Source organism: Rossellomorea aquimaris, assembly GCF_008180865.1.
GTDB lineage: Bacteria > Bacillota > Bacilli > Bacillales > Bacillaceae_B > Rossellomorea > Rossellomorea yichunensis.
Window position 1 is genome coordinate 538,340 of the sequence record NZ_VTEX01000002.1, and the last position, 26,169, is coordinate 564,508.

24 protein-coding genes are annotated in these 26,169 nt (G+C 40.5%); 2 read left to right on the forward strand and 22 right to left on the reverse strand.

Annotation, left to right across the window (positions count from 1 at the left end; genetic code table 11):
* Positions 1 to 225 precede the first annotated feature (225 nt).
* The 6 genes from FZC88_RS10280 to FZC88_RS10305 all read right to left on the reverse strand — a co-directional run bounded on the left by FZC88_RS10280 (position 226) and on the right by FZC88_RS10305 (position 10,569).
* A complete protein-coding gene (locus FZC88_RS10280) occupies positions 226 to 3,009 on the reverse strand; it encodes an AbiH family protein (RefSeq protein WP_148994751.1) in 2,784 nt (927 codons plus the stop codon).
* A gap of 347 nt (positions 3,010 to 3,356) precedes the next feature.
* A complete protein-coding gene (locus FZC88_RS10285; protein ID WP_148994753.1) occupies positions 3,357 to 6,512 on the reverse strand; it encodes a type I restriction endonuclease subunit R in 3,156 nt (1,051 codons plus the stop codon).
* A 19-nt stretch (positions 6,513 to 6,531) separates the two neighbouring features.
* A complete protein-coding gene (locus tag FZC88_RS10290; RefSeq protein WP_148994755.1) occupies positions 6,532 to 7,767 on the reverse strand; it encodes a restriction endonuclease subunit S in 1,236 nt (411 codons plus the stop codon).
* Complete coding sequence (locus tag FZC88_RS10295) at positions 7,757 to 9,349, reverse strand: type I restriction-modification system subunit M (protein WP_148994757.1); 1,593 nt, start codon at positions 9,347 to 9,349, stop codon at positions 7,757 to 7,759. The genes FZC88_RS10290 and FZC88_RS10295 overlap by 11 nt, the downstream gene beginning before the upstream one ends.
* A 27-nt stretch (positions 9,350 to 9,376) precedes the next feature.
* On the reverse strand, positions 9,377 to 9,943 hold the full coding sequence (locus tag FZC88_RS10300) for a restriction endonuclease subunit S (RefSeq protein ID WP_148994759.1): 567 nt from the start codon (positions 9,941 to 9,943) through the stop codon (positions 9,377 to 9,379).
* Positions 9,944 to 10,245: 302 nt separating this feature from the next.
* Positions 10,246 to 10,569, reverse strand: a complete 324-nt coding sequence (locus FZC88_RS10305) for a nucleoside triphosphate pyrophosphohydrolase (RefSeq protein WP_148994761.1) — start codon at positions 10,567 to 10,569, stop codon at positions 10,246 to 10,248.
* Positions 10,570 to 10,823: 254 nt separating this feature from the next.
* Here FZC88_RS10305 and FZC88_RS10310 point away from each other — a divergent pair, with 254 nt between their 5' ends.
* Complete coding sequence (locus tag FZC88_RS10310) at positions 10,824 to 11,087, forward strand: helix-turn-helix transcriptional regulator (RefSeq protein ID WP_148994763.1); 264 nt, start codon at positions 10,824 to 10,826, stop codon at positions 11,085 to 11,087.
* A 246-nt stretch (positions 11,088 to 11,333) separates the two neighbouring features.
* Here FZC88_RS10310 and FZC88_RS24455 read toward each other — a convergent pair whose 3' ends face one another.
* The 5 genes from FZC88_RS24455 to FZC88_RS24235 all read right to left on the reverse strand — a co-directional run bounded on the left by FZC88_RS24455 (position 11,334) and on the right by FZC88_RS24235 (position 13,696).
* A complete protein-coding gene (locus FZC88_RS24455) occupies positions 11,334 to 11,756 on the reverse strand; it encodes an HNH endonuclease (RefSeq protein WP_262371822.1) in 423 nt (140 codons plus the stop codon).
* Positions 11,753 to 12,046: a hypothetical protein gene (locus tag FZC88_RS24460; protein WP_262371823.1), complete on the reverse strand. Its 294-nt coding sequence runs from the start codon at positions 12,044 to 12,046 to the stop codon at positions 11,753 to 11,755. The genes FZC88_RS24455 and FZC88_RS24460 overlap by 4 nt, the downstream gene beginning before the upstream one ends.
* A complete protein-coding gene (locus tag FZC88_RS24465; RefSeq protein WP_262371824.1) occupies positions 12,012 to 12,752 on the reverse strand; it encodes a hypothetical protein in 741 nt (246 codons plus the stop codon). The genes FZC88_RS24460 and FZC88_RS24465 overlap by 35 nt, the downstream gene beginning before the upstream one ends.
* Before the next feature lie 139 nt (positions 12,753 to 12,891).
* Positions 12,892 to 13,278, reverse strand: a complete 387-nt coding sequence (locus FZC88_RS24230; RefSeq protein WP_222928937.1) for a hypothetical protein — start codon at positions 13,276 to 13,278, stop codon at positions 12,892 to 12,894.
* A complete protein-coding gene (locus FZC88_RS24235; protein WP_222928938.1) occupies positions 13,265 to 13,696 on the reverse strand; it encodes an HNH endonuclease in 432 nt (143 codons plus the stop codon). Before FZC88_RS24235 ends, FZC88_RS24230 begins: the two co-directional genes overlap by 14 nt.
* Positions 13,697 to 13,817: 121 nt before the next feature.
* On the opposite strand from FZC88_RS24235, the gene FZC88_RS10325 reads away from it, so the two are divergent.
* Complete coding sequence (locus FZC88_RS10325) at positions 13,818 to 14,432, forward strand: hypothetical protein (protein ID WP_148994765.1); 615 nt, start codon at positions 13,818 to 13,820, stop codon at positions 14,430 to 14,432.
* Between the two features lie 47 nt (positions 14,433 to 14,479).
* Here FZC88_RS10325 and FZC88_RS10330 read toward each other — a convergent pair whose 3' ends face one another.
* The 11 genes from FZC88_RS10330 to FZC88_RS10380 form a co-directional block, all read right to left on the reverse strand.
* On the reverse strand, positions 14,480 to 15,823 hold the full coding sequence (locus FZC88_RS10330; protein WP_148994767.1) for a hypothetical protein: 1,344 nt from the start codon (positions 15,821 to 15,823) through the stop codon (positions 14,480 to 14,482).
* A gap of 67 nt (positions 15,824 to 15,890) precedes the next feature.
* Complete coding sequence (locus FZC88_RS10335; protein ID WP_148995157.1) at positions 15,891 to 16,988, reverse strand: tartrate dehydrogenase; 1,098 nt, start codon at positions 16,986 to 16,988, stop codon at positions 15,891 to 15,893.
* 13 nt (positions 16,989 to 17,001) lie between these two features.
* Complete coding sequence (gene fabG, locus FZC88_RS10340; RefSeq protein WP_148994769.1) at positions 17,002 to 17,763, reverse strand: 3-oxoacyl-ACP reductase FabG; 762 nt, start codon at positions 17,761 to 17,763, stop codon at positions 17,002 to 17,004.
* 4 nt (positions 17,764 to 17,767) lie between these two features.
* Complete coding sequence (locus tag FZC88_RS10345; RefSeq protein WP_148994771.1) at positions 17,768 to 18,733, reverse strand: NAD(P)H-dependent flavin oxidoreductase; 966 nt, start codon at positions 18,731 to 18,733, stop codon at positions 17,768 to 17,770.
* Positions 18,730 to 19,143, reverse strand: a complete 414-nt coding sequence (locus tag FZC88_RS10350) for a PaaI family thioesterase (protein ID WP_148994772.1) — start codon at positions 19,141 to 19,143, stop codon at positions 18,730 to 18,732. Before FZC88_RS10350 ends, FZC88_RS10345 begins: the two co-directional genes overlap by 4 nt.
* On the reverse strand, positions 19,140 to 20,150 hold the full coding sequence (locus tag FZC88_RS10355) for an NAD(P)-dependent oxidoreductase (RefSeq protein ID WP_148994773.1): 1,011 nt from the start codon (positions 20,148 to 20,150) through the stop codon (positions 19,140 to 19,142). The genes FZC88_RS10350 and FZC88_RS10355 overlap by 4 nt, the downstream gene beginning before the upstream one ends.
* Positions 20,151 to 20,179: 29 nt before the next feature.
* Positions 20,180 to 21,370, reverse strand: a complete 1,191-nt coding sequence (locus FZC88_RS10360; protein ID WP_148994774.1) for a thiolase family protein — start codon at positions 21,368 to 21,370, stop codon at positions 20,180 to 20,182.
* Positions 21,371 to 21,373: 3 nt separating this feature from the next.
* Positions 21,374 to 22,534: an acyl-CoA dehydrogenase family protein gene (locus FZC88_RS10365; protein ID WP_148994775.1), complete on the reverse strand. Its 1,161-nt coding sequence runs from the start codon at positions 22,532 to 22,534 to the stop codon at positions 21,374 to 21,376.
* 13 nt (positions 22,535 to 22,547) lie between these two features.
* The gene (locus tag FZC88_RS10370; RefSeq protein WP_148994776.1) at positions 22,548 to 23,327 is read right to left on the reverse strand and encodes an enoyl-CoA hydratase/isomerase family protein; all 780 of its coding nucleotides are present in this window, start codon (positions 23,325 to 23,327) and stop codon (positions 22,548 to 22,550) included.
* A 13-nt stretch (positions 23,328 to 23,340) separates the two neighbouring features.
* Complete coding sequence (locus FZC88_RS10375; RefSeq protein ID WP_148994777.1) at positions 23,341 to 24,186, reverse strand: 3-hydroxyacyl-CoA dehydrogenase; 846 nt, start codon at positions 24,184 to 24,186, stop codon at positions 23,341 to 23,343.
* A 12-nt stretch (positions 24,187 to 24,198) separates the two neighbouring features.
* Positions 24,199 to 26,169, reverse strand: coding sequence for a TRAP transporter permease (locus tag FZC88_RS10380; protein WP_148994778.1), 1,971 nt, complete (start codon positions 26,167 to 26,169; stop codon positions 24,199 to 24,201).

A 26,169-nucleotide genomic window follows, 5' to 3' on the forward strand; every position in this document is an offset into this window, starting at 1 on the left:
GTTTCAGCAGTAAAATAATCATCCAGCTCTTAATGCCCAGTAGATAATATCAAAAGCGAGTGGACGTATCTTTTACTTTAGAAGATAAGACACGCCCACTCGCTTAACGCTTTATATTTATTTTAAAGCACTGCATTGAATGGAATCGAAACATGTAGTGGTTCATAAAGGTTCTTTCCTTTTGCTTCGACGATTAGCTTTAATAAATAAGAATTTTCACACTATCTAATGCTTCACTGAGCATTCTTCATCAATCTCTGTTGGGGCTGCGTCTTCATTCAAATTATTTTCATGTATATCTTCTAGTAATTCAAATAGATGATTTAACGAAGTCTCATGTTTAACTTCATTATTTATCCACACTACTTTTTCATCTAATTCTTTCTTCCAGAAATGTTTTATTTGTTGAGAATACCTAAACGTGTTCATTTCCGGATGTTTGGCTTTGAATTTATTAAAATCTCTGCTTTCAATAATCCTACCAATATTAGGGATGTCGTTAGCACGGTCATATTGTATAGCCGATAGTTTAAGTTCATCTTTTGAAACGAACCATTTTTCAGAAAAATCATTAATGATTTTATTAAGAGCTTTTGCAAAACACTGATGTCTCATATCTCGCACATCATCGATAGAATTTATAATTGCACTGTCAATCTCATTAAAGATATCGTAATAAATTCCACTTACAATTTCAGGTTTTTTCCTTTGTTGTAAGACATTTAACAATTCATCTCGTGTTTTACTACCCACCTTGTAATCAAACAAAAATCTATCAATTGATGTATATGTGGAAGAATTATTTGTGACTCGTTTTCTCCCTGAATTATATTCAATCTTTTGATTTATATCATATCCTTTTTGTTCATTATCAGCCCGTTTGTCAGATTGAATAATTTTCTGTAATTTGGCTCTCGTGTCTTCTAGAATTTCTTCAATAGTTGAATGGTCTTCCAAATTTGATATTTCTTCGAATAAATCTTTAAATTTTAATAAAAAATTATTATCTATTAATCTCTCATTAAAAGCCTCTTTATTTTCTAAGTAATATTCATTAATAGACTTTATATCTTTATCAACAATAAATTTAGTATCCTTTGAAAAGACATCTAAAATAACATCAACAATAACGTTATTACATAAAGTCATGATATCGGGGTTCTTCAGATGTAAAAGTCTAAGTTTAGGAAATCCTACTGAACCTTCGTTATTTTTCATAATTGAAGAAAGCCTAAAGTATTTTTCAGAATATCCTATTATTACTATTTCCTCAATATTATTACCTACTGTTATGTTAGGAACAAATCCAGAGGTATGATCAATTTGTAAAATTTCCAAATCCTTAAGGTGAATCTCTTCTTGATAAACATTTCTATTTGTTATTGCGATATTAAGATCTATTAAATTTTTCGATTGTTCTAAAACACAATTGTCAATTACAAGATCTGTATTTCCTAATATTGTTAAGTTCTCTATATTATTCTGTTCATTAGATTTAATGAGGAAGATATCCTTTGAATCTGAACTAAAAAAACAGTCAATTATTTCTAATCTCTTTAAAGACTCACATTCAGATATATCTAAATAGAAATTATCTATATTATTAAATAATGTACAATGTTCCATTCTAATATAAACCAGGTTACTACCATTAACTAATACTTGGTGTAAGAAATTAGTACTAATCTCTGTGTTGGAAAAGATCACTTTATTGACCGATTTTAAATTCTTTAAAAACTCTTTGGAATTACTAAGTTTATTAAAGTCAGTAGGATCAATGGTTTCTTCGATGTAAAGTCGAGAAATTCTAAAAACATTTCGAATCGTTTGCAAATTCTCCACTAACTGAAGCACTTTTTCTACATTACTTTGGTTTATTCTTAATTCATTGATATTTTGAAAAGAAAAATGATGCCTAGTCAATGATAACTCCGATAAAATGTCTTCATTTGGAAATTTTTTCGGCAAAAAGGAACTTATAGTCTCATATTCTTTATAGCTAGAAACAATTAATTTATCATGCAATAATATTTCTAAGAAAGGAACTAATACAATTTTCTCGGCAACAGAAGAACCGAACTCTCTTAAAATCTCTTCCATTTTAAGAATATAGTCATCCCCGTAATAAAAAATGTATACCTTGCTTGCTTTTTTTATTATTCTTGAAAGGAATGGGAAGTCACTACCTTTAAGAGAGTGTCCTATAATATATAAGTTATTATTCGCTTCTTCCTTTTCCAAATCAATAATAGACATCATTTTTTTTCTTGTTGTATTTAGTGATTCATTTTCTTTAATCCTAAATAACTTATCATTTATTAAAGACTGAGAATAATGAATATTATTAATATCCTCACTGTCAGTAAATCCACCTCCAAATAAAATATTTTCTTCATCTAAACTTCCATGTATATGGAAAACTCTGTCCTTTGCATTTTTCACTTTCATACTGGACCCTGGCAAATTGCTATCATAAAGTACACTCTCACATAAATCCTCAACTGTGTTAGTATAATTAAAATTAATAAAGAATGTATTTTCATCTTCAATCATTTTGATAAAGAAAGGATTTATTGGTTCTGTAAATCTTTTAAACCCAGAACTTCCAATTTCAATTGTTTTGCGTTGAACCCATTTCGGGTATTCATATGAAAGATATTCCTGAAAATCTTCTTCCAATTTTTTTATAGAGTCATTTATAGATGATATATCAAAAATATCTTGCGGTTCTTCATTTTTATGAGATCGATTATTGATTTTTCTTACAGTTTCTTCGTATAAACTTTCAAAATCAGACCAGTTTAAATGAAACCCCTCGTATTTTCTTAAAAATAGTCGATTATAGTTGTATAATTCGTTATCTCCAGAGAAGCGTTTCCTATACTTAATATATTCAATAAAATGATGATATGAACTTTTGAGACCAAGACTCATATCAAATCCATTCCCTACAATAACTATGTTCTTTAAATTATTATCTTCTACCCTTTCTTGACTTTCTTTGCCCATATATAACATTCTCCCGTCTATCATCCAATGATCTATAGCTTCATCTAAAACTACACATGTTCAGATCATAAGGAAGCCTTACTATAAAATTTAAATTGTACATATTCACAATAAGTGGTAAAGAAGCTTAACTACTCTTGATTCAGAAGAAAATATGTTGATTCAATAATCATTAAATAAATTGGTACTTATTTCTATTATACTACAGGCATTTATGATAAACATATACTATTACAATTCATTTGATAACTTATGAAAAACAACTTTCTCACTAATTAAAATAGCAAAAGAAGCGAGAGATCATCAGTCCCTTGCTTCTTTTGTTTAGAACCGTCTATAAAAAGACTTTATCTTAATTCATCACTCAAAGGTACAATCACTTCATCCAACTTAAGTCTCCACTGACGCTTCATTTCCGGTCCATATTTTAATGGTTTTGCATCTGGATGTACGGCTTTATATTGATCAAATCGCTTGCTGTTGATGATACTACCAATGTTTGGGATCGGGTCTGAGCCGATCTCATATTGAACGGCAGAAGAGTGTAACTCATTTTCTTCCACAAACCAGGTGTTCGCGAAATCTTCAATCGCTTTATGATAAGAGTGGGTAAAGAAGCGTCTTTTCACTGCAAAGATATCTTCTTTTATATCAATCTCTTTGGAATCAATGCCATTTAAAATGGTATGGTACACGTTTTTCACGATATCTGATTTATTCAGTTTTTGAAGGGCTTTTTCAATCTCATCACGGATTCCCTGATTATTGGCTGAATACGTTTCTAATAGACGGTCAATATAGGTGGAGTCTATATCATAGATTTTAATCGCATTTTCCCCATAGAACTCAATACCCGAAAAATCAGGGTTCTCTCCATCGCCACCTTCTTCCACGAGTGATCCTTTCACCGTGTTGTACACACCAATATATTCTTCTAAAGTCTTCACCTGTTCTTGAAGGGCCTTTGATTTCTCCATCTCATCGTTGTAATCATCATAGGTCACCAACGCTTCGAACCCATTATTCAGCTCTTGAAAGGCTTTTACGAACTCGATTCGTTTTTCAAGGGAAGAATGCTCATCAATATCGGTTGGGTTTGGCACTAGCGTTTGCAATGATTTGTGTGCCTTTTTAAAGCGTTTTTTGGATTCGTCGTATGTTGGATACACCAGCTTCGATTCATCGTTTTCATTCGAGTATAACTTCGTCGCATCCTGCACGTTCCGTTCCATAGTGGAAGGTTTTCGGAATGTGACGATTAATCCCTTCGATTTACCAGGATATGTTCGATTCGTACGGGAGAACGCTTGAATCAAGTTGGCATAGCTTAAGTTCCGATCGACAAATAGCGTCTGGATGGTCGGGGCATCAAACCCGGTCAATAAACGATCCACCACGATCACAAGGTCGATATGCTTCCCAAACTCCTTGAACTCTGCTTTCTTACGGGCCAGGCGGTTATTGATATCCCCATTGTATCGTTCGATATCTTCTATTGACCAGGCCGTATGATAATAGCCGTTGTACTCTTTGATGATCTGTTTCATTTCATCCTGCGATTCTTTTGACGTTTCCTCATTTTCCTGCAATGAATAGGTGATCGCAATACGAGGGAAGTCAGGGTCTTCTATCGTGCGGCCTTTCCGAATCGGGTGGCCCGCAAATACATGTTCGATCCAATCAGGATTCTTTGTCATATCTTTGATACCATGATAATATCGCTTAGCCATATCGATGGAACTTGTCGTTAAAATGGCGGACTTTTGCGGACGGCCATTTTTAAAATCAAATTTCGTATAGGCGTTATCTGGGCGAAGGATTTTTTGGATGACTCTCTGAATATGTTCATCGTTTTCAAACAACGTGTTTGGAATATACGTTTCTTTCTCTATCCCATCCATACCATCAATCATTTCGTTGAGCTCATCGTCCGTGCACTCTGCGTATTTTTCATTCAGGCGCAGTTGGTCCAAGATATGATCATACAAGGAAATCGATTCAATGGTATCTTCGTGTTCGACCTGAAACCCTAAAACTGAACCGTCCTCTAAGGCGTTTTTAATGGTATATGTATGAAGGATTTCGCCATACTGGTCACGAGTAGTCCGGGCCAATTGACCCTTCGCCTGTTTTTTATTTTCATTGAAGATCGGCGTCCCTGTGAATCCGAACCATGTCGAGTTCGGGAAAAACCCCTTGATGGCTTCCATTCCTTCTGCACTTAACGCACGGTGACATTCATCCACCACGAATACAATGTGCTGCCCGATCAATTTCTTGAACCGTTGAGATCCGTTCTTTTCTTCCTGTTTTTGGGCAAAGCGCAAAGCAGCCTCCAGCTTTTGGCGCGTCGTGATAATGACGGTATTGGAATTGCTGTCGGAAAGAAGTGTTTCACTTAACTTCTTTGAACTCTCCGTACCCACAATTAGGCTGTTGGACTTCGCCGTACCGGACGAGATACCCGTATTAAACTCGGAGGCGAATTTGGTGAACTCGGTCGTTGTCTGATTGTCCAAGTCTTTCCGGTCAATGATCATAATGGTGCGATCGACACCCGGTTTCCGAGCTAATAGCTTTGTCGATACAAAGCTCGTGAGCGTCTTCCCTGAACCCGTCGCATGCCATACGAATCCTGACTCGTGCTTCATCGCTGAAGTGAATAACGCTTCAATGGCGTGAATTTGATACGGATGCAAGACCATTAATGCTTTACTGTCCTGATCTTCACTGACGATGGTATAATTGGCAATCAGTCGATGCGCATCCGGGATATTCATGACTTGTTTGACGAACTCATAGAGGTTCTCTACTTTCCGATTCTCAGTGGTCCTCCAGCTAAACACGAATTTCTTATGCATGTCTTTTGGCATCGCATTCGCAAAATAGCGCGTCGTCTGTTCATTCGAGATCACAAAGAGCTGAAGCGTCGAAAAGATGTTGTTTCGAAACATCCCTTCCTCCGCGTATTTTTTGATTTGATTGTATGCCTGGAATACGCCGTCTTTCGCGCTGACCTGCTTCAATTCAATCTGAACAATCGGGAGCCCATTGATTAAGAGGGTCACATCAAATCGGCGATCACGGCCATCCTCATTTACCTTTTGTTTCGCAATTTGATGAACGATTTCGTATGTAGAGATGCCACCACCAATGTCCTGATTCGAGTACAGCACCAATGACATAGAACCGAGAGATACATTATCCCGTTCAATCGAGATGCGGGCAATTCCATTCTCCCCCTTCAGCCATTTAGCAGCATCAAAAGGTGTCTGTGTTTTTGATAGTAGTTCGGTCTTGATCGCATCAAATTCTTTATCCGAAAGGGGGTGTTCCCCAATTTCGGATAAATTATTTCGCGTAATGATCTTCCGTAAGTTCTTCCAAAGGTCTTCTTCCGACTTTAAATCCGGACGATAATTCCACTGATTATGCCCTTCCCCTAGCACTTCTATCAATCGGCGTTCCACTACCAGTTCATCATTATGAGCGATTTTAGTCACGTTTCTCCCTCTTTTCCATTCATTTAACAAACATCTTTTGTAGGAAAGCTTTCTTCGTTTCTTTTAGGGCAACTAATTCACGTTGATGAAGGGCGATAGTATCATCTATTCTCTTGAAAAATTCACCAATCATAGTTTGTTCCTCAAAGTTTGGTAATGAAATTGGTGTTTTCTTTCCGCTATCAATTGTATATGTACCAACCGTTCCAATCCCAGCTACATCGCGTATATACTTTTGGATTTTGCTATTTATGAAAGAATAATAGAAGAAATCCCCTTGTATTGTCTGGTTATTTTTAAACCATATAATATTCCCATCTTTAAAGTATATAGGATCGTCACCAGAAATTAACATAGGTACTCCAATTGACCCAACACCGGTTACCAGTAAATCCCCTTGAGCAACTTTACCTGACACCTTTGAATATTCATTATATTTATCAACTGATATATACAAATAATCACTTGGCTCCTCATTTTTAGATATTGCTACTATGTCTCTTGCTCTTAAAAATCTCACTCCTCTATCCGTCCAATCAGATTGGTGGATTCTCTTTACAGAGGTTACATCCATCATTTCCCCCAACTTACGCTGTTCCCATTCCCCATCAAACCCTGGAAAACGAACCTCTGGCACAGACTCGCCTTCTCTTGGAAACATCTTTTGCAAGAATCCTTGTTTGGTTTGTTTAAGAGTGCTTAGTTCTTGCTGATGAAGAGTGATTGTGTCGTCTAATTGTTTAAAGAAGTTACCGATTTTCCTTTGTTCCTCCATTGGTGGCACTGAGGCTTTAATTAAGGATAATGTTGGAAACTGAACCCTTTGTTTTTCAATGAGAGAACCAGTTGCATATGATTTATACATTTTAATAGCTAAAGGAGACTTCAACCAGATATTAAAATAATCATTATCGAATCCATTTAAAGTTTTCATCGTTATATAGTAACCAGATACCGCAACTTGTTTACCAGTTTGATTCAAATCAACTGCACCGAGCGTCATGTTCATAGGATTATAAATAAACTCATTACTAGAAACTGCTTTAAACTGATCTTCTTTTTTCACCAGGAATTCTCGATTATATCTATCAGTTTTTGGGGTCAGACCTTTCTCAACAGTCAGGCTCCAAAGCTCAATATTTCTTGTCTTTGGGTTAACATATTCTGTAGTTTGTTCAAAAACGTTACCAAGTTTTACTTTATTCCAACTCTCAGAAAACTCTGGGAATCGAACTTCTGGTTGATTATTTTCCACGATTAAACACCTCTAAAGCACCCTTAATCCACTCTGCGTTTTCTTCATCAGATTGTAGCGAAGAAATCATGTCATATAGATTTGATTCAAGTTCTGCTTTTTCTTTTCGAATGTCTATTATTTTGGCACCAATCGCAGCCATATCCACTTCTTTTTCTTCCTCAAACGTATCGACGTATCGAGGGATATTTAGATTGAACTCATTCTCTTTGATTTCATCAAAGCTCGCGACGTGACTATATTTCTCCACGTTCTCTCGATTTCGATACGTTTCCACAATCTTATCGATGTTTTCTTTCGAAAGTTTATTTTGGTTCTTTCCTTTAAGAAACTCTTTACTTGCGTCGATAAAGAGGACATCCCGCGCTTCACGATTCTTCTTTAAAATGATCACGGTTGTTGGAATGGAAGTTCCAAAGAATAAGTTTCCTGGCATGCCAATCACGGCATCGATACTGCCGTCTTCTAGAAGTTTCTTCCGAATGACCCCTTCTGCTGCTCCACGGAACAGAACGCCATGTGGCAAGACAATGGCCATCGTTCCGGAATCCTTCAAGTGGTAGAACCCATGTAAAAGGAAGGCAAAATCTGCTTTTGATTTTGGCGCTAACTTTCCGTAACGATTGAAGCGAGAATCATCTAAAAACGTATCATCTGCTGACCATTTGGCAGAATACGGAGGATTCATCAAGACAGAATCAAAGGTATAAGGCTCATCTGTCGGCCAGTCTTTGTTCAGTGTATCCCCATTACGTACACGCATATCTTCTTTATTCACCCCATGCAAGATCAAGTTCATCTTTGCCAGGTTAAAGGTGGTGGTATTCAATTCCTGACCGTGATACTTCACGCTGTCCGGGTAGTTGATGTAGTTCCGGATATTTAACATCAAAGAACCCGATCCCATGGTTGGGTCAAATACGCTGAACAATTTTTTGTCTTCCTGTCCCATTGCCGCAATACGGGCCATCATATCCGATACTTCATGAGGCGTGTAGAATTCTCCTGCTTTCTTTCCAGCTTCTGAGGCAAATTGACTGATCAAGAATTCATAAGCATCCCCAATGACGTCACCGCCATGCCCCATTAAATCCACATGATTGAGCTTTTTCAGAACTTCTGTAATGGTGATATTTCGTTGCTGATCATCGGAACCGAGTTTCTTCGAATTCAAATCTACATCATCAAACAACCCTCCAAATTGGTCATATTTGTTTGACAGGTCCGTAAATGCTTTTTTTAGACCATTTAATTGGAATGTGTTTTGTTTCGCCTGTTCGGCTAATACATTGAATAAGTATTCTGGCGCAATATCATAGCCCAGTGTATCGACCAACGTTTCGATCAGGTCCCCTTTGATTTCTTCGTCTTCAAACAAATTCCTGTATAATTCTGTTTGTTTTTCCTGGGTGTTGTATTCTTCCAGTGATTCATCGGCTATGACGACCACTTTTTCCAGTAGTTTATCTGATAGATACTTGTAAAATATCAATCCCAATAAATAGTTTTTGTATTCGGAGGCATCCATCTTGCTTCGCAAGTTGTCTGCGGCACTGAATAATTTTTGATTTAACGTTGCCATGTTGCGTTCCCCACTTCTTTTCTTAGTTTAATGATCCAGTTTTCTCAACATTTCTAAATACAGCTGTTCTTCCAGTTTCGCCTGTTGCTTGGCCAATGCTTGCTGCTTTCTTAAATGAAAGTACGCTTTTCCAATAGTTCGCTGTTTCTCAAGGGTTGGCAGTTTGATTTCCAGCTCTTTTAATATTGACGGTGTTAATTTCGGCACCGTACTTCCCTGCATGGAAATGGCCATTTGTTTCTTCATTGAGTACGATTCATTCAATGCATAACATAAATAGGTGCTATCCAATCCATCATGTTCGATAGTGAGCTTCGCGAAGTTTTGGTTGATTATCTTCCCCTGGTTTACGTCGCTCACTATCCCAGCTTTAGAACTTACAAAGCTGAAAACAACTTCTCCAGGACTGCTCAAGTAGCAGTTTTTATGCTTTGAATTCACAATACAATACCTAGCTTTTGCATCTAGAAATGAGCCATCTAAATCATTTATTAAATCTTCGTATGAATAAGGCACTAAAGTTAGATCATTTTTATCGTTTCCTCTAGAAAGGTTTCTTCCTATCTTTACTGTTAGAATATCTTCAAGTTTCATAACCCGCCCTCTTAAGAGAAATATTTTCAAGAAATTTCTTCATCTCATCAGCTACTAAATCATATCATTCGCGAAGAAAACGTTCAATATTTATATGTATTTTCACCGAATTACATCATACCATTTGATGAGAATAGCAGAGTTAACCTGTTTCATTCCTAGAGATTGGTTCTTAAGACCACATCACACAAAAAGAAGCACCTGGACGATTCTGATGCTTTTTCTTAATGCAAAAGTAACATCAGAGCCACTCCCTATTTTCCTTTTTCTTATATATTAGGTAAGTTGAAACTCCCAAAGAATCAATCCTGTACCTCAATCAGAAACACCTTCTCCTCAAACCCCCCACGCTTTTCAGCTTTATCTTTCCGCACTGCTTCCACTTCTTCAATAGTAGATCCATGCTGCTTAGCCAAAGCCCTAATAACCTCCAACAGATCAGCAAGTTCTTCCACCGCTTCTCCACCCGTTGCAGCCGCACAATATTCATCAAGTTCCTCATAAGCTTTTTCTTTCAAATACTTTATGTAGTCTTTGTCGTTAAGAGTCTTTGTTGAAAATACCTTACCTTTACTTTCAATGATTTGTGGAATTTTATCCCGCACTAACTTGTTGTAGGTCGGCATGTTGGTGACCTCCTATGGATTGTATTATCTATATTTTAACATTTTATAGGTAGCCCATGGAGCAAAGATCGTGACTCCAACCCCTTCCATACTTTTAATCCCCCTTTTAGTCATCTTCAGAAGTGGTTCTTTATAAAATAGAAAACGTGCAAAAATACATCTAATTTTTTACATATTTTTCAATAATCCAACCACCTGTTCGTGGTGTACTTTTTTCTCCGATTTAATAATGGGGTTAAAAAGGGGAGAATTCTTTGGTAAAAGAAGAAAATAAGCCTTTTGCGAAAACACTGGGACAACTATTGAAACAAGGAAGATTTGAACGTGGAATGACTCAGGAGGAGTTTGCCTGGACTATTCACATGTCAGAAGAAGGCTACGGAATGATCGAGCGGGGAAAAAGAATCCCAAGTGCACTTACACTGAGTAACATACATAATAATACCGGAATAAGTATTGACCAAATTTTTCAGGAAATTGATAAAATAGAAAAAGAGAAGAAACTCAAAGAAGATTGACTGGTAGTTTAAATGGGGGGATTACCATCAAAAAACAAGAATTGATCCTATTAAAAGGGAAGCAAACATACAATTTTATGATTATCGGCTTTACCCGTGGACATGATTATGGGGAGATATATTTCACAGATCATAATAGAAGAACTTCAATATATAGGGGTTCGGATGTGAAGGAAGTTATAAAGTTGGCTAAGAGAGAAAGCCGCAACTTACATCGGGAGTAAGATGCCGCTTTCTTATTATCTTTTATGGAGTGCATATTTTCATTTTGAGGCGCTCTCTCAATTCCTCTACCGTTAAATACACTCCATCCTCTTTCCTATGAAGCATCGCATGACAATTCGGACACACAGGTATAAGATCCACTATCGGATTCACCTGATAGCCCATCTGAATTTCATGTAGGGGTGTTATGTGGTGGACGTGGATGAATTCACTCCCCACTTCCCCATATGTATCTTCGAAATTCATCTTACACACCTGGCATTGGGCACCATAGTGGTCGATACACTTCTTCCGGGCAAGAGGATTGCGTTCATATGAATTAACCGTAATCGTTCTCTGTTCCCCTTCCCACATTTCCGGCACTTCGTCAGGATAAACCTCAGTTGATAAATCCTTTTGAAAGAACGACATAATGTAGTCACGGAGCTCACCGGTAAGTTTCATGGACCCTGGATATTGCCTTTCAACCCATTCTCCCTTAATCGGTAAAGTGATAAGCCATCCGTATCAACAACATCTATCAAGCGGACACGCGTCTTATCTCCACCAATGGATTGATCATACTTCTCTGGATCTACCCAAAACGACTGATCATAGATCGTATCATCCGTTTGAACCAATCCCTCTATTACTTCCACCTTATACCTGACCTTTTTAACACTACCTGAAACATACAAAAATAAGATATCACCATTTTTCTTAGTTGAAGGAACGTTTCCAATCAAGGCTTTCATAATGGATGAATGCTCTTTCCAAGTCATATTCGTTTGGATTCGCCGGCACCAGCCAGATACGGCGGGCATTCTTATGATCCCTATCTTCTAACTCCTGGCGACGATTAGCAGCAATCTCTGGTGGTGCTATAAAACGATACTCGCCCCCTTCGAAATGGAAGGGAATATTGTATACGTATCCCCTCTCAATAGGATCATAGCATTTAGATTTCTTTATATTGAGATAATCAGCAAGGTAACCTGCAGCTTCTTGAATATGGGTAGCTTCATATAGTGGTTGATCATTTTTGCTGATAGTGATGGGAGTTGGCATTGGTTGCCTCCTTATATACTTCGAATTTACCTTGACCTTCTCATTAGCATAATGTTTTTTCCAAAAGTAATTATCTCTACTAGAATTGTTATTACAAATAGTTGTAAGTTCATCTTGAATATTTTTGTTTTCAAAAATAAAATAGTCTCTTCTTTTCTGTGTACTAAGCATGCTCATAAAGGAGTATCCATATGTTGATTGTTTAAGGATACCTGCCGTCCCTATTGGTATAAGATCAGCTATCTCCTTTAGTCTAAAGCTGCCCTGAATACCTCTGTGTTGATTTTCAACCTCCATCAAGAAACTTACAAATAACTTATCTCCGTTTACTCTATTTTCAATATTGCTTGTAGAAAACAGATGATAATCTCTGCAATCCCAGTCAAATTCCACCATCACTACCTCCTTTTATACTAGTTCTGCTTTATTCAACTCAATCCACTTGATTAAATGTTTTTTACTGGGTTCGTACCATTGAGAACATAAATAGTATTCTCTCTCCATTATTCTAATCGGGGAAGAATAATATCTATTACGCATCTTTAATTTGTTGTTTAACATCATACGAATAATCCAGTGGCTTCAGTAATGGGAAACTTAGATTGAATGCTTTCTTCGAATATGAAGCAGTTGTTAATCGTGCAATCTCGTTTTCTGGAACACTATTCGATTCCAGTATTTCTCTTAGAGTGGTTTTCGCTATTACACCTACCTTCTTATCATAAGGTTCCCCTGCTTTTATTATCTCCTCAGATTGGCTTACATGTTCATTTGATGAATTTTTCAACACTTGTCTTTGAACTTCCAGTTTAATCTTGTCTGATAGAACCTGACTCTCTCTCATCAACTGATGGATTCGATCACAATTTCTCCAGTGCTCTTCCCATGTTTCATGATCAACGATTTCAGCAAACTCCACTTTCTGGTTTACTCCATCTTTCAAAGGTATCCAGCCTACTAATGATTTCAGTGATGTTCTTAATGCCTCGTGTATATGGGGAAAGTTTTGCACCACTCAGGATCCATTCCCTCCAATCAGAGTTACCCTTGGATTGATTGCATTTCCCGCAAGCTGGAACCAAGTTATGTATTTCAGAAATATATCCTGTCGGCCGCTTATTTTGCACCAATGGACGGAAATGATCCCATTCTGTGTGACGATCACCGCAGTAAGCACACACGATTGCATCAGTCATACCCAATAAAGTCAACACTTCATTAATTTCTTGATCGGTTGGTTGTATACAAGGAATAATTCCATTGATAAATGAATTAGTTATGCTAGAAGATCTCCCGTTTATTTTTACTGGAACAGGCATTTTAAATAATGGTGACATAGGTTAAGCTCCCTATCTATTAATTTGTCTAATATTATCTAAATTTGCAATTACAACATGTAATATTATGGTAACATAAAAGGAGTATTTTACTAGTATTGAATGAAACGAGGAGCCACTTATGCCTATAACAGAAAGAGACTATTGGAACGATTACAGGTATAGACCCAAAAGCAAGAAAGCGCCCAAATGGTCATGGGGCGTCATCGGATTTATCCTCCTGGCATTGTTCGCCAGCGGGTTACCAATGAAAATCTACAACGAAATCACAATTCAACAGGAACAAAATATACGAAGCTACCTGCAGGAGCGAGAGCAATACTTCAGTTCCAGCGATCAAAGTTTTAAACAATTGATGACCAAGATTAATGCCGCCAACGGAAACCTTTCATCCCTGGCACTCGACATTAATGAAACCAACATGATGCTCACTCGAAATTATCAGAAGCTCATTGCTCTAAATCCTCCTAGGGAATTTAAGGAGCTACATGACAAAACCGTCGAACACTACGTCATCAAACAAGCAGCCGTCGATTATCTGATGTCATCAGCAAATGCCAATACCTATCATTCTGAAATCCTTTCTACTTATATAGAAGAAAGTAATCAAATGATGAGTGATTTACGTCCATTGATGATTGAAGGATTGCAGAAAGCGGACCTGCGTTATCGCATCGAGCAGGATGGGACGTTGACTTATTGGGTGAAGGATCATTATGCGGGGAGTTTGGAGTAGGAAAAACAAGAAAAGGTCCGTCCCCAAATCCCAGGAACGGACCTCCCTCACACCCAATTCAAGACATACACATACACAAACGCCAACCCCGTTATCGAAAGAAAATATACCCCATTCCACTTAAATGCTACAGTTACCCCATTCCTCTTAACACACTGACTAATAATGATATTCATAGCATTCAACGGCGAGATTGCAGATGACAGCATCCAAGTGAAAATGCACATAAACGCAACACTAGCGACCGCTACATTGGGCATGGTTGCAAAATCAAGCGAGGTTAATATCAACGGTGTTACGATAATCTGATGCACTCCGAGAAATGCCATAAAGGTTACCAAAAGGATGATGAAGAGAAACAAAACGCCAATGGATTGTGTGGCCGACCACTGTATGGACTTCTCCAATAGTTCCTTGACGGGTGTATGGGATACAGCATTCCCGAACAGCCCTGCACTTAAGAAGAGGCAGATCTCCATTTTTTGCGAGTGGAGCTTGTTCTTATAGAGAATGATTTCTTCTTTAACAATTGATTGTCTTTTCCGGAAAATCACCCAGGCCACAGGAACCAGAAAACAAATGATGCTGACCAGGAGCAGCATGGACTTCTGGAATACCTGCTCCATGACAATCAACAGTACTACCAATCCAAGGACAAAACCAAGGAGGAGATACATATCCTTCTTTGGCCCTTTATCATGTGATATCAATACGTTTTTTTCCTCGGCTGCAGCAGTCTCTTCTACGATCCTAGGTCGAAAAAGAACGATCCCCACCGTCATTTGAATAACGGCAAACATTACTCCTACGGCGACATATGAGAGATAAGTAATATCTAAATAGAATAGGACAATCCCCACAGATGCAAAAAAGGGTGACCATATGACGGCCGGGGTAAATCCTACATAATAGGATCTTGATAGTAACTTGGACGGTAGGTGTATACTTTCCACAAAACCATGAACAATCCTCAAGGCACCCATATTTAAGATAGGTGCCAGGGTTAACATAAACGTGCTTATGCCATAAAACGTTTTTCGTGGGTTGTTTTTCAACTCATTCAAATAAAGGATTACAGAATCAATGATTCCTTCTCTTCTCAGTGGCACTGACAGAAGTGGAGCTAAAATGAGAATCGATAACAGGGGCATATTTTGCGTGATTCCCTGAACCAGATCAAAGCCTGTATCTCCAACCGTATAGTGAATGATTCCCCCTGCAGTAAACAGACCCAGTGTAAATATCCGGCCTTTCCATTCTAATAAAGGAAGGAATAGCAAAAATACGGCAGTGGCCACTATGTTAAAAACCAAACCAATATAAACGTTTGGCATTAAAGTCTCAACAATATAAAGAAAACACATGCTCATGATGAGAGAAAAACGTAACATGTTGTCCCTTCTCTCTTTAAGTCTCTAACAATCTACTACTTAAAATACGTATTTAGAAAATCGTTACTTATCCCTTTTGTACTTTGTCATGAAGAGGTGCATGATGCCTTAATAAATCCCTGAATTCATTCCCGAGTTGTTCAGTCGTTGCCCCACCACCGAGATCAGGGGTGAGAACATCCTTCTGTGAAAGAATCTCCTGAATGGTCGACAAAATCGCACGACCCCATTCTTCTTCACCAAAGTGATCCATCATCTGACTGACAGACCATATGGCAGCAAGTGGATTTGCAAGACCCTTTCCGGCAATATCAGGAGCAGAGCCGTGGATGGGTTCAAACATGGAAGGATAGGTTCGTTCAGGATTGATATTGGCCCCCGCTGCCAAGCCTAGTCCACCTGTAATCGCAGCACCTAAGTCCGTCAGGATATCCCCGAAAAGATTGGATGTCACAACAATTTCGAATCTTTCCGGCTGAAGGACGAAATAAAGGCTTGCTGCGTCCACAAGGTAAGAATACGTTTGGACGTCAGGATATTCTTTCCCTACTTCGGTAAATACCTCATCCCAGAAGACCATGGAATAATTAAGGGCATTCGCTTTGCTGATACTCGTCAGCGTCTTCTTCTGTTTCCGTGCTTCTTCATATGCATAGCGGATAATCCGTTCAGTACCTTTCCGGGAAAAAACGCCCGTCTGTAGTACCACTTCCTCAGGCTTTCCTTTAAAGAGCCAGTCACCGGCTCCAGCATATTCCCCTTCGCTGTTCTCACGAATCACTAGAAAGTCTATTTCATTTTCACTTTTATTCTTAAGGGGGGTTAAACCAGGGTGCAAGAGTTTAATCGGCCTGAGGTTTACGTATTGATCAAACTTTTTGCGAATTTCCAAGAGTAATTCCCAAAGAGAAATGTGGTCGGGAACTCCAGGATAGCCCACCGCTCCCAAGTAGATGGCATCGAATTCCTTCAATTGATCTATTCCGTCGTCAGCCATCATTTTTCCGGTTTCCACATAATACTCACATCCCCAAGGAAAATCCGTAAAGCTGAAAGAAAGTCGTGGATCGACTTCCTCAATCATTTTTAGTACCTTTACACCTTCCGCTACGACTTCAGGTCCTATCCCATCCCCTGGGATAAGGGCAATGTTCATCTTTTTCATCATCCTCGACCTCCTATGCTTTTGGTCCCCCGGCAACATATAACACCTGACCGCTAATAAACGAAGAATCCGGGCTCGCAAAAAAGCTCGCTGCTTGCGCGATGTCTTCCGGTGTACCAGCCCTGTTGACCGGGATTTGCTTTACTTTGGCTTCTATCAGTTCTTCGAAAGGGATCCCCAGCCGTTCTGCTACTGCTTTGGTCATGTCTGTCATGATAAAGCCGGGTGCGATCGCGTTCACCGTGATATTATATTTCCCAAGCTCAATGGCTAACGTCTTAGTAAAACCCTGTATGCCAGCCTTCGCTGCAGCGTAATTCGCCTGACCTCTGCTTCCGAGTGCTGAAACGGAAGATAGATTAATGATTCGTCCATACTGATTTTTCACCATTGATTTCTGGGCATATTTACTGCAAAGGAACGTCCCTTTTAAATGAACATTCATCACATCGTCCCAGTCATTGGAACTCATCTTATACAATAGATTGTCACGAATGATCCCGGCATTATTAATGACGATATCTACCTTCCCATGTTCCCCTTCCACCTCGGCGAATAGCTTCTCCACTTCCGCTTCGTTGGTGACATCGGCGGTTATGGCCTTAACCGAAAGATTCTCTTCCATGAACTGATGATAGGTCTCCAATAAAGCCTGTTCCTGAATGTCTACTAGATAAACAGTGGCACCTCCTATGGCAAGCTTTTTGGAAATCTCCCTGCCGATGCCCCTGCTGGCACCAGTCACGATGGCTACTTGATTCTCCAGGTTTGGCATGACCTCACTCCCCTCTGTGATTCTGGTATAATCGCTCAAGCTGCTGCTCATATTCTTCCACGATGTTCTGAATGATCTCTTTAGCACTTCTAATTTCGTTGATTAATCCGATTGTCTGGCCCAATGAAATGACGCCTGAATGGTCATTTCCGGTAGTGAGTAATTCCTGATAAGATTCACCGCTAATATAAGGAAAGATCTCTTCAAGGGTGGCTCCTGCTCTCTCCTTTTCGACAAGCTCCACCGCCCGTTCCGTTTTCATCACTCTCATGGCTTTTCCAATCGATTTTTTCACAAGGATGGTATCGGTTTCTTGTAAATCTATTAATCTCCTTTTAATCGATTCATGGAGGACCACTTCCTTCGAAGCTAAAAACCTTGTACCCATCTGGACGCCTTGAGCACCTAAAGCAAAAGCAGCAAGAGCGGATTTCCCTGTTGAGAATCCTCCTGCTGCAATGACTGGTATAGAAAGTTCCTCCACAGCCTTCTGTATCAACGTAAGACTGGTGACGTCTTCTCTTCCTGGGTGGCCTCCACACTCATATCCAACCACCACCACTGCATCACAGCCGATCGCTTCCGCCTTTTTGGCAAACCTGACGGATGGGACAACATGAACCACCTTTATTTCGTTTCCTTTCAAACTGTCCATATATTTCTCAGGGTTGTTCCCTGAAGTAAAGACAACTGGTACATGGGCTTCTATGGCACCCTCAACGAATTCATCCATCGGTTTACGTATCCCAATGGCAATATTGACTCCAAATGGCTTAGAGGTGAGTCTTCTTGCAACTGAGATATCATCCAGCATCTCTTCCTTGGACGAATAGCTCCCTGCTGTGATGAGCCCGAGCCCTCCTGCTTCTGATACTGCGGAAACGAGCGGCGAGGTTCCAAGTCCCTGGAGTCCGCCTTGGATGATGGGATAGCGAATGTTAAACATCTTTGTTATAGCTGTATTCATCATATTCTTTCACCCTTCGAGAGCTTAAATGTTCCAGTACAGTGACCCAGGAGTTCACCGTCTTCATTTTTCAGCCTTCCTTCAATGAAAGCCGTATTCCGGTTTTGATGAATAATTGATGCTTCTGAATAAACCGTCCCTTCCATGACTGACTTTAGATATTGAATATCTAAATGGAGTGTCGCTACTTCATCGAATCCTAATGTTCGTCCCGTCATGCCCATGGCTGTATCAAGTACAGACGCATATATACCTCCATGAACTGAATTTCTCACATTAATAAACTCTTTCTGGATAGGAAGAGCCAGTAGAACATAACCTTCTTTCAATTCTTTTAGCTCCAATCCGATGAAATTCCAGAACGGGCTATTTTCAAAATCTGATCTTACTTTCTGCAAATGTTCTGCTGTCATGAAAATGCCCCCTTTCCGGTTTCTTGAAGTTCAGCTTGATTGGCAATGACTGAAAGGTTCTCTCCATTGATCACACGGATCAGGTTCTCTGCAATCAGGATCGAGGTCTGACGGGCTGCCTCAAGGCTGATTCCCCCGATATGTGGACTCATCGTGACTTGTTTCAACTGAAAAAATGGATGATCAGCCGGCGGCGGTTCATTTGAAAACACGTCGATTCCCGCTCCGAGAATGCGATTCTGATTCAACACATCCACTAAATCCGGCTCATTTACCACACCGCCACGGGCTGTGTTAATGAGGACGGCTGTTTCCTTCATAAGGGTCAACAATTGATGATCAACAAGTTTATCTGTTTCTTTCGTCAGAGGGATATGTAAACTCACTGCATCACTATCTGAAAAGATTTTCTCCAGAGATGTGGTTAACTCCACCCCTATTTGATCAGCAGTATGCTGTTTATCCTTGCCTATTTTCCTTACATACGCCATCCCTTTCATCCCGAAACCATGGACTAAAATCTGAGCAACTTTTTGAGCTATGCTCCCGAATCCAACAATTCCCAGTTGCTTCCCTTCCAGTTCATGGGTATATTCTCCATCCCTTGACTGAAAGTTTCCTGCTCTCGTTTCCCTGTCGAAAAAAGCCGTTTTTTTCATGACCGCCAATAGCAGGCTCACCGCATGTTCTGCGGTTGCCGTACTATTTAGCTTTGGTGCATGTAAAATGGGAATCCTTTTTGTCGTCGCATATCGTACATCGATATTATCAAGTCCCACACCCGCCCCGGAAATGGCTTTGACTTGCTGACAACTGTCCAAAATCGCAGGTGTGATCCTGGCCGGAGCCCGGAGGATGATTCCATCCACATGATGGTGTTGGAGGTAATCGCATATTTCCGCTTCGTTAAACTCAGTGAACTTCTTTACTTCGGCGTATTTGTTCAATCGCTCCTCCCCATCCGGATGGTACATGGGCAGAATCTGAACAATATGAGGCTTATCCATTACAACACTCCCTTTTGGCACATCACCTGCTAGACTTGTAGATTCTCAATAATAGTCGAGATTCCCTGACCACCGCCAATACAAAGCGTGACTAAACCATATTTTTCACCCCTGCGTTCCATCTCGTGAAGAAGCTTCGTCATCAGGATCGCTCCCGTTGCTCCAATTGGATGACCCAACGCAATAGCCCCTCCGTTGACATTTACTTTGTTGATATCCATTCCTGATTCACGAATTACTGAAAGCGCCTGGGCGGCAAACGCTTCATTTAGCTCGATCAGACCCATATCATTTATCGATAGTCCACATTGCTTTAAAGCTTTAAAGGTAGAAGTCACTGGTCCAATCCCCATTATTTCAGGAGATACTCCGCTCACAGCCTGAGCTATGATTTTGGCTTTCGGCTTTATCCCATACTCATTGACTTTCTCTTCATTCATCATGAGGACCGCGGAAGCACCATCATTCCTTCCACTCGCATTACCGGCTGTCACGGTGCCATTTTCCTTAAAGACGGCCTTCAGCTTTGAGAGCTTTTCTATGGTCGTGCTCCGGGGATGTTCGTCTGTACTGAATTGTAGAGTGTTTCTTTTTTCCTTATATTCAACTGGAACAATTTCCTTTTCAAACCGTCCGGACTCGATGGCTGACTGAGCAAGCTCCTGGCTTCTGAGGGCAAACTCATCCTGCTCGGATCTGCTGATATTATATTTTTCAGCAAGGTTTTCCGCGGTCAGCCCCATCGTCAGGTTGCCGTACTTTTCGATAGGCTGAGAGCACGGTTGACTTTCCGTATTTGGATCCAATACTTGCGAATTACCAACTTGGAAACCATAACGGGCATTTCGAATATAGTAAGGTGCCGTACTCATGCTTTCTGCTCCCCCGGCTACGACAACATCGGAATATCCAAGCCGGATTTGCATATCCGCATTATTAATGGCTTGAAGTCCCGATCCACACTGTCTATGGACGGTATAGCCTGTAACCTCAATCGGAAGCTCCGCCCGTAAAGCAGCGAGACGGGCAAGATTTGAGGTATCTGCACTTTGCTTTGCTTGACCAAGAATGACTTCATCCACTTCCACTTCGGACTGACTTCTATTCAATACTTCCCTAATGACTTTCTCTGCAAGATGGTCTACAGGAACACCTTTTATGCTTCCTCCCATTCTTCCAATCGCCGTCCGGACTGATTCAACGATATATGGCTGATTCATTCCTTACACCCCCACGTATGAGGATTCGCGTTTCAGCTCATTCGCAATGATATTGCGCTGAATTTCAGACGTTCCTTCATAAATCTTTGTAATTCTCGCATCACGATAATAACGCTCAATTGGATAATCGCTCATATATCCGATTCCACCATGGATTTGTACCGCTAAATCCGCCACCTTGTTATATACTTCCGAAGCAAATAGTTTCGCTATGGCGGCTTCTTTCACTACCCTTATCTTTTGGTCGGTCATCCAGGCAACACGATACGTCATCGATCTAAGAACCTCGATCTGCATACTTATCTCTGCAAGCATATGCTGAACGGCCTGTACCTCGATGATCGGTTTGCCGAACTGTTCCCGTTCCTGTGTATATTGCAGGCAATGTTCCAGAAGTTTGACACAAGAACCAAGGTTTCTTGCCGCAAGTCCGGCGCGACCATTCGCCAGTATTTTTAACGCATTGATATAGCCCTGTCCTTCTGCTCCAAGGACGTTTTCTGCAGGAACTTCCATATTTTCGAAGAAAAGCTCAGCTGAATGAGACCCTTTCAGCCCCATTTTCTGTTCAACCTTTCCTAATACGAAGCCTGGGAAATCCTTTTCTACGATAAAGGAAGTGATCCCCTTCGCTCCTTTGGCACGATCTGTTACCGCCATTACAGTAAATACATGCCCATCGACTGCGTTGGTAATATAATGCTTGGAACCGTTCAGGATGTATTTATCGCCTTTTCTGACCGCAGTCGTTTTCAACGCTGCTGCATTGGAGCCTGCACTTGGTTCGGTTAAAGCAAATGCACCAATCCATTCTCCAGTGGCCATCTTAGGCAAGTATTTCTGCTTTTGTGCTTCTGTCCCTAACTCGACGATTCCTACAGACCCAATCCCTGTGTGAGCACCGATCAGGGTCGTATAGCCATTATGCGTTTTACCAAGCTCCTCATATATGGCGCATTTCCCCACCATATCAAGTCCCAGGCCACCGTATTCTTCCGGGATACTCAATCCGAAGAGCCCCATTTCCTTCGACATTTCAACCAGTTTTTCCGGTATCATATCCTTCTCTTCAATTTCCATCGCCAAAGGTTCCGCTGCTTCTTTCACAAACTTCCGTACATTATCTCTTAAGAATTTTATATCTTCTGAAAAATTAAAGTCCATTTGTACCTCTCCCTTATTGATTAGTAAATTCCACTGCTCGTTTTTCCAAAAATGCTGAAGTGCCTTCCTGTTTATCCTCTGTTCCAAATGCTACCGCTTGTGAAAGCTTCTCCATCAGCATCGCTGTCTCGAGATCGATATCAAATCCTTTATGAACGACAAGCTTTGCCAGTTTGATAGCAACAGGGCCTTTTTTATAAATCTGAGCTGTTACCTCTTCTACTTGTTTATCCAATTCACCCTCAGGAGCAAGATACGAAACAAGGCCAATCCTTTCTGCCTCTTCTCCATCAATAATCTTACCCGTGAGAATCATATCAAGGGCCCTTCCCTTCCCAATGATCCTTGAAAGGTTTTGCGTCCCTCCTGCTCCGGGAATGATCCCAAGGTTGAGCTCAGGTAAACCGAACTTTGCCCTTTTTGTCGCAACCCGGATATCACAGGCTAAAGCAAGCTCGCATCCTCCACCCAACGCATAGCCCTCGACTGCCGCAATCGTCACTTTGCTGCTCTGTTGAATTTTTTTATATAGTCCCTGCATCCCTGGTACGAGGGCATCCAGCATTTTCTTTTGCTGCAGCTGCTTAATATCCGCTCCTGCAGCAAATGACTTTTCCCCTGCCCCTTTCACCACGATGACCTTTACTTCATCGCTTGCCTCTGCCCATCCGACAGCATCCTCCATCTCTTGAAGGGTTTCGAGGTTCAGGGCATTCCGGAATTCTGGGCGGTTGATCGTCAGCCACATCGCCCCCTGTTCGATTTGAACTAGCAAATTCTCATATTGATGCACGCTCTCATCTCCCTTAAGAATAGTGATAGAAACCACTTCCGCTCTTTTTCCCAAACCGGCCCGCTTTTACATATTTAAGTAAGATAGGACTAGGTCGATATTTTTCACCTAGTGTCTGATGCAAGTACTCCATATTTCTTAGCCGGGTATCCAAACCTACTAAATCAGCCAACTCAAGTGGCCCCATCGGATGATTGAGTCCCAGCTTCAATGCTTTATCAATATCTTCAGCCGATGCCACCCCTTCCATCAGCATGTTCATAGCCTCATTCCCAATCAGGCAGTTCATCCTGGAAGTCACAAACCCGGGCAATTCATTTACTTCGACCGTTTCTTTCTTGAGTCTCTCACCGACTTCTTTCACAAGCTTTACTGTCTCATCTGACGTTTCCAAGCCCCGGATGACTTCGATCAGCTTCATTTTATGAACCGGATTAAAGAAGTGCATCGCCACCACTTTATCGGGACGTGACGTCTGAGCCCCAATCTCTGTCGGACTCATGGTTGACGTATTAGTTGCTAGAATGGTTTCTTTGGAACAGATACGATCCAACCTTTTGAAAATATCAATCTTCAATTCCATTTTTTCCAGAACAGCTTCAATGACTAGGTCAGCATTTTTTGCCGCAGTTTCTAAATCCGATTCGAAAAGTAGGCGATCCTTTGCCTTCCCATATTGATCTTCAGAAATAAACCCTTTTTGTAAGCTGCCTTCCAACAGACTGAATATATCTTTCTTTGCTTTTTCCAGGATTTCTTCGTTTATATCATTCAAGTAAACATTAAAACCCGAAACCGCACAGGTATACGCAATTCCTTTTCCCATGACTCCCGAGCCTACCACTGTAATATTTTGCACCTAAAAGCCCCCTTAGCTGGATATTGTATGTTCAACAGTCGTGCTTTTCGGATTGAATTTTTGATAGAAGAAAACTAGTGCCAGAATGGCGAATCCAATTAGATCTGTTACAATCCCCGGATTGATCATGAGGATTGCCCCAATAAATAGTAGGACCCTCTCATACCAAAGGGCATTTCTTAATAGCCATCCTTCTGCAGCACAAGCAACCCCTATGATTCCAATAATGGATGTAACCACTGATAGAATAATATGCGGAGCATCTCCAACCAGTAGCAATGTCTCCCCATAAACAAACATATAAGGAACGATAAATGCTGCAAGTCCGAGCCTTACCGCTGTCATCCCGGTTTTCATGGGATCCGATCCCGAAAGTCCCGCTGCAGCAAATGCCGCCAGTGCCACTGGTGGTGTAATCGCAGATAAAGCGGCAAAATAAAATACGAACATATGGGCCGCAAGTGGTGATACACCAAGTGCAATCAATGCAGGAATGGTCAGAGGTACTTGAACGATGTAAGCCGCAACCGTTGGAAGTCCCATCCCGAGGATGATGCTCGTGATCATGGTGAAAATGAGAGTAACAATCAAAATCCCACCTGAGATATCAATGATCATTCCACTGAATTTCAATCCAATTCCAGTCAGTCCGATGATCCCAATAATAAAACCTGACGCTGCGCAAGCAATCGCCGTTTCAATGGCAGCCCTTGCCCCTAAATCGAGAGCTTTATACATTTTCGAGAATGATAGTCTTGTAGAACGTTTAAAAGCAGCCACCAAAATCGTCACACCTATTGAAAATAAACCTGCCCTCATAGGAGATGCTCCCGATGCCAGCATGAAGACTATGACGATAAGGGGGATAAAGAACATGAAGCCATGCTTTAAAACGCTTGAAACCTTTGGTAATTCATCTTTCTTTAAACCATTCAGTCCAAGCCGCTTAGCCCTTAAGTCGACCTGGAAATATAAACAACAGTAAAAGAGGACCGCGGGGATTATAGCAGCAACCGCTATATCCATATAAGGCACTCCTAGATAGGAAGCAATAATGAAAGCTGAGGCTCCCATGATCGGAGGCATGATTTGCCCTCCAGTAGAAGAAACCGATTCCACTGCAGCTGCAAAATGGCTTCTATATCCTGTCTTCTTCATTAAGGGAATTGTAAAGGCACCTGTTGTCACCGTGTTGGCTACAGCGCTTCCTGAAATAGTTCCTAAGATGGAGCTGGCCACAATGGCCGTTTTGGCTGGGCCGCCACGATATTTCCCCATACCTGCAACAGATAAATCAATGAAGAACTGGCCAGCCCCCGAAACCTCCAGAAACTTCCCAAACAAGATAAAAAGGAAGATAAATGTTGCTGATACACCAAGAGGGACACTAAAAATCCCTGTCACTGTATAGAAAAGATGATCAATAATCCACATGGCGGTAAATTCACGATGTGAAAGTTCACCCGTGATCAAATGTCCCCAAATCCCATACACTAAACAAATGAAAATAATCAGGACTAGCGTATTCCCTATCACACGTCGTGTAGCTTCGATTAACAATAAGCCTGATACTATACCAATGGTAACTTCAAGCATGGTCAGTGGCTCAATATAACTCATCCGTGAAGAAATCACCTGAGAGTTCATCACATAATAGGAATAGCAGGCAATGGACAAAATCATAAACAACCAGTCATACCATGGAATGCTTTCATTTTTCACTGCTTTTTTGGATGGCTTATAAATAGCAAATGTGAGGATCAAAGCAAACGCCAGATGGGCAGACCGCTGTAAAATCGACTCAAATACTCCAAAGAATGCCGTATATAAATGAAACAATGACATCAGGACAGCTACCACTGTAATGATTCTTGCAGCTGCACCCTTTAAAGAGCGCAGCTTACTGTTAAGGTTGCCGTCCTCATCATATTGAGCTACAATTTTAGAGGCTTCTTTTTCTGGTGATGAAATCTGTTTAGACAT

Bases quoted from the DNA above. Each gene is read 5' to 3' on its own strand.
- FZC88_RS24460 (WP_262371823.1), bottom strand. From the start codon at position 12,046: ATGAAAGCCTTGATTGGAAACGTTCCTTCAACTAAGAAAAATGGTGAT.
- FZC88_RS10280 (WP_148994751.1), bottom strand. From the start codon at position 3,009: ATGGGCAAAGAAAGTCAAGAAAGGGTAGAAGATAATAATTTAAAGAAC.
- FZC88_RS10300 (WP_148994759.1), bottom strand. From the start codon at position 9,943: ATGAAACTTGAAGATATTCTAACAGTAAAGATAGGAAGAAACCTTTCT.
- FZC88_RS10365 (WP_148994775.1), bottom strand. From the start codon at position 22,534: ATGGACTTTAATTTTTCAGAAGATATAAAATTCTTAAGAGATAATGTA.
- FZC88_RS10295 (WP_148994757.1), bottom strand. From the start codon at position 9,349: ATGGCAACGTTAAATCAAAAATTATTCAGTGCCGCAGACAACTTGCGA.
- FZC88_RS10345 (WP_148994771.1), bottom strand. From the start codon at position 18,733: ATGATGAATACAGCTATAACAAAGATGTTTAACATTCGCTATCCCATC.
- FZC88_RS10325 (WP_148994765.1), top strand. From the start codon at position 13,818: ATGCCTATAACAGAAAGAGACTATTGGAACGATTACAGGTATAGACCC.
- FZC88_RS10360 (WP_148994774.1), bottom strand. From the start codon at position 21,370: ATGAATCAGCCATATATCGTTGAATCAGTCCGGACGGCGATTGGAAGA.
- fabG (WP_148994769.1), bottom strand. From the start codon at position 17,763: ATGCCAAACCTGGAGAATCAAGTAGCCATCGTGACTGGTGCCAGCAGG.
- FZC88_RS10330 (WP_148994767.1), bottom strand. From the start codon at position 15,823: ATGTTACGTTTTTCTCTCATCATGAGCATGTGTTTTCTTTATATTGTT.
- FZC88_RS24235 (WP_222928938.1), bottom strand. From the start codon at position 13,696: ATGTCACCATTATTTAAAATGCCTGTTCCAGTAAAAATAAACGGGAGA.
- FZC88_RS10335 (WP_148995157.1), bottom strand. From the start codon at position 16,988: ATGAAAAAGATGAACATTGCCCTTATCCCAGGGGATGGGATAGGACCT.
- FZC88_RS10380 (WP_148994778.1), bottom strand. From the start codon at position 26,169: ATGTCTAAACAGATTTCATCACCAGAAAAAGAAGCCTCTAAAATTGTA.
- FZC88_RS10350 (WP_148994772.1), bottom strand. From the start codon at position 19,143: ATGACAGCAGAACATTTGCAGAAAGTAAGATCAGATTTTGAAAATAGC.
- FZC88_RS10355 (WP_148994773.1), bottom strand. From the start codon at position 20,150: ATGGATAAGCCTCATATTGTTCAGATTCTGCCCATGTACCATCCGGAT.
- FZC88_RS24455 (WP_262371822.1), bottom strand. From the start codon at position 11,756: ATGAAACTTACCGGTGAGCTCCGTGACTACATTATGTCGTTCTTTCAA.
- FZC88_RS10305 (WP_148994761.1), bottom strand. From the start codon at position 10,569: ATGCCGACCTACAACAAGTTAGTGCGGGATAAAATTCCACAAATCATT.